The sequence below is a fragment of the Mycobacterium sp. TH-M25 genome (genome assembly GCF_057473665.1).
Genome location: NZ_JBYCLA010000270.1, coordinates 1 through 5656, shown reverse-complemented (window position 1 = coordinate 5656; position 5656 = coordinate 1). Strand labels below are relative to the sequence as shown.

General features: G+C 67.2%; 6 protein-coding genes. 5 read left to right on the top strand and 1 reads right to left on the bottom strand.

The annotated features are described in order from the left end of the window. The 3 genes from AC2VOU_RS09225 to ligA all read left to right on the top strand — a co-directional run. Positions 1 to 672: PPW family C-terminal domain-containing PPE protein (locus AC2VOU_RS09225; RefSeq protein WP_486957104.1), on the top strand; the 672-nt coding region annotated here is incomplete at its 5' end. A 76-nt stretch (positions 673 to 748) separates the two neighbouring features. Further along, positions 749 to 1762, top strand: a complete 1014-nt coding sequence (locus AC2VOU_RS09220) for a uroporphyrinogen decarboxylase/cobalamine-independent methonine synthase family protein (protein ID WP_047313072.1) — start codon at positions 749 to 751, stop codon at positions 1760 to 1762. A 125-nt stretch (positions 1763 to 1887) separates the two neighbouring features. Further along, complete coding sequence (gene ligA, locus AC2VOU_RS09215) at positions 1888 to 3972, top strand: NAD-dependent DNA ligase LigA (RefSeq protein WP_047313071.1); 2085 nt, start codon at positions 1888 to 1890, stop codon at positions 3970 to 3972. Positions 3973 to 3974: 2 nt separating this feature from the next. On the opposite strand, the gene AC2VOU_RS09210 is transcribed toward ligA, so the two are convergent. Beyond that, complete coding sequence (locus tag AC2VOU_RS09210) at positions 3975 to 4631, bottom strand: ACT domain-containing protein (protein ID WP_156166206.1); 657 nt, start codon at positions 4629 to 4631, stop codon at positions 3975 to 3977. A gap of 121 nt (positions 4632 to 4752) precedes the next feature. On the opposite strand from AC2VOU_RS09210, the gene gatC reads away from it, so the two are divergent. Beyond that, positions 4753 to 5052, top strand: a complete 300-nt coding sequence (gene gatC / locus AC2VOU_RS09205) for an Asp-tRNA(Asn)/Glu-tRNA(Gln) amidotransferase subunit GatC (RefSeq protein ID WP_054881024.1) — start codon at positions 4753 to 4755, stop codon at positions 5050 to 5052. Further along, a partial coding sequence (locus tag AC2VOU_RS09200) for an amidase family protein (protein ID WP_486957103.1) occupies positions 5049 to 5656 on the top strand: 608 nt, incomplete at its 3' end. The genes gatC and AC2VOU_RS09200, both read left to right, overlap by 4 nt.

Genomic DNA, 5656 nt, shown 5'->3' with positions numbered 1-5656 from the left:
GTCAATGAGGCCGAGTACAAGGAGATGTGGGTTCGGGCGGCCAACACCATGAGCGCCTATGAAGCGGTTTCGGGTACGGTGCTGGCGTCGGGACCACTGGCCACAGCGGCGCCGCCACTGCTGAACGCCCATGGTGGCGTACCCAGCGTCCTTGCGGCCGACGTCGCCGCACCGGCAGCCGTCGTTGACGTCATCATTGACATATTGATGGCCCTCGGTGCGTTATTTATTGGAGCCGTGCTCTGGGCGATCATCGCTGTGATCCTCGAGATCGCTGCTTCCCTCGTGATCGCTCCGCTCGTGCCGCCAGTCGTGCTGGTCGGCTCCGCGATCGCGTTGCCGACTGCGTTATCGATTGCGTTGCCGACCGCGTTACCAATCGGTGCCGGCGGCTACCTCGCGGACCGGTCTAGGGATGAGGAGCCTGGTGAAGCCGGCGAACGTGTGGTAGAAGTCTCGTCTGTTGTAGCGCGTCCTGCGGTGGCACCGGAGTGGGGTTTTGCTGGGACCGTGAGTAAGGAGTCGGTTGGGCAGCCGGCGGGGTTGACGGTGTGCGGTGCTGGTTTGTTCGGCGCTGCTCCGCGGGTGCCGATGTTGCCGGCGAGCTGGGAGCCGTGTCCCTGGGGCAACGCCGTGTCGCATCACAGCAGCGGCCGCGTCACATTTTGCTAGCTGCGGGACGGCTCGCGCAAGACAACAGGTACCCCTGGCGGGCGACCGGCGATGCGATGTCGAATACGGTTGCCGGATGAGTGTTTTCGCAACGGCTAGCGGTGTTGGATCGTGGCCCGGCTCATCCCCGCGCCCCGCCGCCGAGGTTGTCGTCGGCGAGTTGGCGGGCGCGCTGGCCCATATCGTTGAGTTGCCCGCCAGGGGAGTGGGCGCCGACCTGCTCGGACGGGCCGGTGCGCTGCTCATCGACGTGGCCATCGACACGGTGCCACGCGGTTACCGCATCGCCGCACGGCCCGGCGCAGTGACACGCAGAGCCGTTAGCCTCCTCGACGAGGACATGGATGCCCTCGAAGAGGCCTGGGAGAAGGCCGGTCTGCGCGGCAGGGGGCGTGTCGTCAAGGTGCAGGCTCCTGGACCGGTCAGCTTGGTGGCCGGGCTAGAACTGGCCAACGGCCACCGGGCGATCACCGACCCCGGCGCCGTGCGTGACCTGGCAGCATCGCTGGCCGAGGGCGTTGCCGCGCACCGTGCGGCCCTGGCACGGCGACTCGACACCCCGGTGGTGGTGCAGTTCGACGAGGCGTCGCTGCCGGCGGCATTGGGGGGACTGCTGACCGGGGTGACCGCGTTTTCCCCGGTCGCTCCGCTCGACGAAGCGCTGGCGGCAGCGTTGTTGGACAATTGCGTCGCGACCGTGGGTGCCGATGTACTGCTGCACAGCTGTGCCGCGGAACTGCCGTGGAACTTCTTGCAGCGCAGCGCTATTAGCGCGGTGTCGGTAGATGCCAACATGCTGCGGGCAGCGGATCTGGATGGCATCGCAGCATTCGTCGAGTCTGGTCGCACCGTCGTGTTGGGCGTAGTGCCCGCAACCGCCCCGCAACGGCCGCCGTCGGTCGAGCAGGTCGCCGCCGCCGTTGTCGGGGTGACCGATCGGCTCGGCTTCGGCCGCTCAGCGCTGCGCGATCGCATCGGTGTCAGCCCGGCATGCGGTCTGGCGGGTGCGACGCCGCAATGGTCGCGCACCGCGATCGAGCTTGCGCGCAAGGCCGCCGAAGCGTTCGCCCAAGACCCGGATGCCATCTAATCGCGCCGGCTGACCACCGAGATTGCCGCCAAGGCTGTGCGAACCCGGCTGGACACAACCACCGCGGCAATCTCGGCGCACCAGCGGCCCGGGCCTGCGTCGGACTGCTCAGTTAGCCTGCGGGGGTGAGTTCGCCCGAAGCTGACCCTATCGGACCCGAGGTGTTGCGGCAGTGGCGAGAGCTGGCCGAAGAGGTGCGCGAACATCAGTTCCGCTACTACGTGCGGGACGCGCCGATCATCTCCGACGCGGAGTTCGATCGCCTGCTGGCCAGGCTCGCCGCGCTGGAGGAAGCCCATCCCGAGCTGCGCACGCCCGATTCCCCTACTCAGCTGGTCGGCGGTGCCGGCTTCACGACTGATTTCGTGGCGACCGAGCATCTCGAACGGATGCTCAGCCTCGACAACGCGTTCAGTGGGGATGAACTCGACGCCTGGGTCACCCGCATCCGCGCTGAGATCGGTGATGACGTCCATTATTTGTGTGAGCTCAAGATTGACGGTGTCGCATTGTCGTTGGTCTATCGGGATGGACGCCTGACCCGCGCCGCGACTCGGGGCGATGGTCGCACCGGCGAGGACGTCACGCTGAACGCGCGGACCATCGAAGACGTGCCAGAACGGCTGACCGCCAGCGATATTTACCCGCTGCCAGAGGTTCTCGAGGTCCGCGGCGAGGTGTTTTTCCGGGTGGCGGACTTCCAAGCGCTCAACGCGAGCCTCGTTGAGGAGGGCAAGAATCCGTTCGCTAACCCACGCAACAGCGCGGCGGGCTCGCTGCGCCAGAAAGATCCGGCGGTCACGGCCCGCCGCAAGCTGCGGATGATCTGCCATGGACTTGGGCACATCGAAGGTTTTCGCCCCGCCACCCAGCACCAGGCCTACTTGGCTTTACAGGCCTGGGGGCTGCCGGTGTCCGAGCATACGACGCTGGTGAACGACATAGCTGGCGTCCAGGGACGCATCGCCTATTGGGGCGAACATCGCCACGAGGTGGACCACGAAATCGACGGGATAGTGGTCAAAATCGACGAGGTGGCGTTGCAGCGCAGGCTGGGTTCCACCTCGCGAGCTCCGCGATGGGCCATCGCTTACAAGTACCCACCTGAGGAAGCGCAGACCAAGCTGCTCGACATCCGGGTGAACGTCGGCCGCACCGGGCGGGTCACGCCGTTCGCGTTCATGACGCCGGTGAAGGTCGCCGGGTCGACGGTCGGGCAGGCGACCCTGCACAACGCTGCTGAGGTCAAACGCAAAGGCGTGTTGATCGGTGACACCGTGGTGATCCGCAAGGCCGGCGACGTGATTCCCGAAGTCTTAGGACCCGTGGTTGACCTGCGCGACGGGTCCGAACGCGAATTCGTCATGCCCACAACGTGTCCCGAGTGCGGCACCACGTTGGCGCCGGAAAAGGAAGGCGATGCTGACATCCGCTGCCCCAATGCCAGGAGCTGCCCGGGGCAACTGCGAGAGCGCGTGTTTCACGTCGCCAGCCGCAGCGCGCTCGACATCGAGGGACTGGGATACGAGGCCGGCGTTGCGCTGCTGGCCGCGCAGGTGATCACCAGCGAGGGTGACCTGTTCACCCTCACCGAGGATGACTTGTTGCGCACCGAGCTTTTCCGGACCAAGGCCGGCGAGTTGTCGGCCAACGGCAAACGGTTACTGGTCAACGTCGACAAGGCCAAAGCCGCACCGCTGTGGCGAGTGCTGGTGGCGTTGTCGATCCGGCATGTCGGGCCGACGGCGGCGCGAGCCCTGGCCACCGAGTTCGGCAGCGTTGACGCCATCGTGGCCGCGTCCACCGAGCAGCTGGCCGCCGTCGAGGGGGTAGGTGCCACCATCGCGGCCGCGGTCACCGAGTGGTTCACCGTCGACTGGCATCGCGCGATTGTCGACAAGTGGCGGGCGGCCGGAGTGCGGATGGCCGATGAGCGCGACACCAGCGTGCCGCGCACGTGCGAGGGGCTCACCATCGTCGTCACCGGCTCGTTAGCGGGGTTTTCCCGCGACGACGCCAAGGAGGCGATCGTGGCGCGTGGTGGCAAGGCCGCTGGTTCGGTGTCGAAGAAGACTGCCTACGTGGTCGCCGGCGACTCGCCGGGATCCAAATACGACAAGGCGGTCGAGCTCGGGGTACCGATCCTCGATGAAGATGGGTTTCGCCGGTTGCTGGAGCAGGGGCCACCGGTGCAGCAAGCCGTCGAATAGCGTCAGCGCAGCATGGTGGCCACGATCCCGGCCAGATACCCCAGCCGAGCCACCTCTGACGGCCGAAACTCCGGGCCCGGACGGCCCAGCACCACCGCGGTGTGCGGGTCGCCCAACGGTGCGGCGACCATGGTGGTGTCCATATCGCGCCACGCCTGCGGCACCCACTCGGCGGTACCGTCGAGCGGCGCGGCATGCTCGATCGGTAGCCACGGTGCCGAATCCGCCCGCGTCTCCGGTGCGCCAGCGCTCGCGGCGAGGCGGTGTAGCTCTCCCTGGGAACTGTGCAGCACTGTGCACCAGCTCACTCGCAGCACTTTCGGCGCCTCGTCGGCGAGCACCTGCAGCCTGGACGCGTTGTCGCGGGCCGCGGCGACCTGGTCGAGCAGCTCCAGCTCGCGGTGGGCTTCCAGCAGACCGCTGTGCGGTCGGACGCTGTCTACTCGGACACCGGGAAGTGATTCGGCGGCGGTGATCAACTTGTCGGGCATCGCTCCTGGCGGCAGCTCGATCACCAGGTCGTCGATCGCGTAGCCACCGCTGCGCTCCACCACATCGAGCGACAAGATGTCGGCGCCCACCGAACCGAGTGCCACAGCTAGCGAGCCCAGGCTACCTGGGCGGTCGGCTAGCTCGATGCGCAGCAAATAGGAAGGCACGGCCAACACTGTTGCACAGCGGTGCCGCTGCCGACCAGCGTGCGGCCAGCTTCACGCTCGGTAACGACTGTGCGGCCAGCTTCACGCTCGCGGCTAGGTAGGCTTTTCGCTCGTGTCCCAGATCTCCCGCATCTCCCGCGATGAGGTTGCGCACCTGGCCCGGCTGGCCCGGCTGGCGTTGACCGATACCGAGTTGGACAGCTTCTCTGGTCAACTTGACGCCATCTTGACCCACGTCAGCCAGATCCAGGCCGTCGACGTCACCGGTGTCGAACCCACCGACAACCCGCTCAAGGACGTGAACGTCACGCGCCCGGACGAGACCGTCCCGTGCCTTACCCAGCAGCAGGCGCTGGCCGAAGCACCCGAAGCCGTCGACGGTCGCTTCGCTGTCCCCCAGATCCTGGGGGACGCCGAGTGACCGAGATCATCCGATCCGACGCCGCGACGCTGGCGGCCAAGGTCGCCGCCAAGGAGCTGTCGTCGGTTGAGATCACCCAGGCCTGTCTGGACCAGATCGAGGCGACGGACGACACCTACCGGGCCTTCCTGCACGTCGCGCCCGAGAAAGCACTGTCGGCCGCGGCCGCCGTCGATAAGACGGTGGCCGCTGGCGAGCGGCTACCGTCGGCGTTGGCCGGGGTACCGCTGGCGCTCAAAGACGTGTTCACCACCATCGACATGCCGACCACCTGCGGATCCAAGATCCTGCAGGGCTGGCATTCCCCGTACGACGCCACCGTCACCACGCGGTTGCGTGCGGCCGGCATCCCGATCCTGGGTAAGACCAACATGGACGAGTTCGCGATGGGCAGCTCGACCGAGAACTCCGCCTACGGCCCCACCCGCAACCCGTGGAACGTCGATCGGGTGCCCGGCGGCTCCGGTGGCGGCAGCGCGGCGGCGCTGGCCGCGTTCCAGGCGCCGTTGGCCATCGGATCCGACACCGGCGGCTCCATCCGTCAGCCCGCCGCGCTGACCGCGACCGTCGGTGTCAAACCCACCTACGGCACAGTGTCCCGGTA

What these genes read in the sequence shown, in the direction of transcription:
- AC2VOU_RS09220 (WP_047313072.1), top strand. Translation starts at nt 749, where the DNA reads ATGAGTGTTTTCGCAACGGCTAGCGGTGTTGGATCGTGGCCCGGCTCA.